This window comes from Peptoclostridium sp. AF21-18, from assembly GCF_003478825.1.
Taxonomy (GTDB): domain Bacteria; phylum Bacillota; class Clostridia; order Peptostreptococcales; family Peptostreptococcaceae; genus Peptacetobacter.
This window is the reverse complement of record NZ_QUGE01000018.1, coordinates 1-1,448: the sequence shown is the minus strand read 5'-3', so window position 1 is coordinate 1,448 and position 1,448 is coordinate 1. Positions and strand designations below refer to the sequence as shown.

The following is a 1,448-nucleotide window of genomic DNA, read 5'->3' as shown; positions in this document are numbered from 1 at the left end:
TTTTTTCTGTAAATAAGCCCTCTATGGCTTAAACTACCGTTAGGTAGTATAATAGACTTAAAATAATTTATGAATAAATGGCTAACGCCCTTTAAAACATAATATTATTTATTTTGTTGCAAGTCAAGAAAACCAGCTAAAAAAGCCGGCTTTCTTGACTTTTTTAATTATTACAATCTATCTTCATACATTATTGAAAGTTCTCCATAAATATATCCCCAGTTTCTAATAGGCATACTCCATTTTTTGCTTATTTTTTCAACTGATAGATATAGTGATTTTTCTAAGGAAATCTTGTTTGGAAAAACAGTTCTTTTTTTATTTATTTTTCTAAGCTGCGAATTTACACTTTCAATGGCATTTGTAGTATAAATTACCTTTCTAGTTTCTGGTGAAAATTTAAATATCGGTATAATTGAATCCCAGTTACTAAACCAAGATTTCATAGAATTTGGATATTTTTCATTCCATTTTTCTGAAGTACGTTCTAAATTAGCTAGAGCCTGTTCTTCATTAATGGCATGATATATTGTTTTTAAATCATTAGCAAATTCCTTTCTATCTTTGTATGATACATATTTTAATGTATTTCTAACTTGATGAACAATACATCTCTGATATTCAGTATTTGGAAAAGCGGAGCTTATCGCTTCTTTTATTCCTGATAGTCCATCAGCACAAACGATTAAAATATCTCTTACACCTCTATTTTTTAATTCATTTAGCACAGAAAACCAATACTTAGAGCTTTCAGTATCTCCAATATACAATCCTAGAATTTCTTTGTATCCTTCGGAACTTATACCAAGAATTACATAGACAGCTTTTTTCTTAACAGAACCATTTTCTTTAACAGAGAAATGGATAGCATCTATATATACAACAGGATATACACTTTCAAGAGGTCTATATTTCCATTCTTCGATTTTAGGTATTATTTTATCAGTTACATCTGAAATCATTCCTTCAGATAGTTCAAATCCATAAATATCCTCTATTTGAGAAGTTATATCTCTATTACTCATGCCTAAAGCATACATATTTATTATTTTTTGCTCTATTTCAGAAATATCCTTTTGTCTTTTTTTGACAATTTGAGGTTCAAAAGAGGAATCTCTATCTTGAGGAACATCAATTTCGTATTCTCCCATTCCAGATCTAACTCTTTTTGTTTTATATCCATTTCTTGAATTGGTATTTTCACCACGTTCATATTTTTCATATCCAAGATGCTCATTCATTTCAGATTCAAGCATCTCTTGAATAGTATCACCTAAAAGATCTTTAAGTGCATCCTGAATGTCTTGAGCGGTTTTAATTTCATATGTTTTAATTAGCTCCGCTATTATATTTTTCTTTTCTGGATTTAATGGTTCTCTTTTCTTTCTGCCCATAAAAAATCGCCTCCTATGATTAATTTGATATTACCATAGAAGGCGATTAAATTT

General features: G+C 29.1%; 1 protein-coding gene. It reads right to left on the bottom strand.

What is annotated here, in order from left to right; all coding sequences use genetic code 11:
- Window positions 1–170: 170 nt before the first annotated feature.
- Entirely contained in the window at window positions 171–1,394 is a 1,224-nt protein-coding gene (locus tag DWX74_RS07875; protein WP_118549489.1) for an IS256 family transposase, read from the bottom strand.
- Window positions 1,395–1,448 lie beyond the last annotated feature (54 nt).

Excerpts from the sequence above, each read along its gene's own strand:
- DWX74_RS07875 (WP_118549489.1), bottom strand. The coding sequence starts at position 1,394 with ATGGGCAGAAAGAAAAGAGAACCATTAAATCCAGAAAAGAAAAATATA.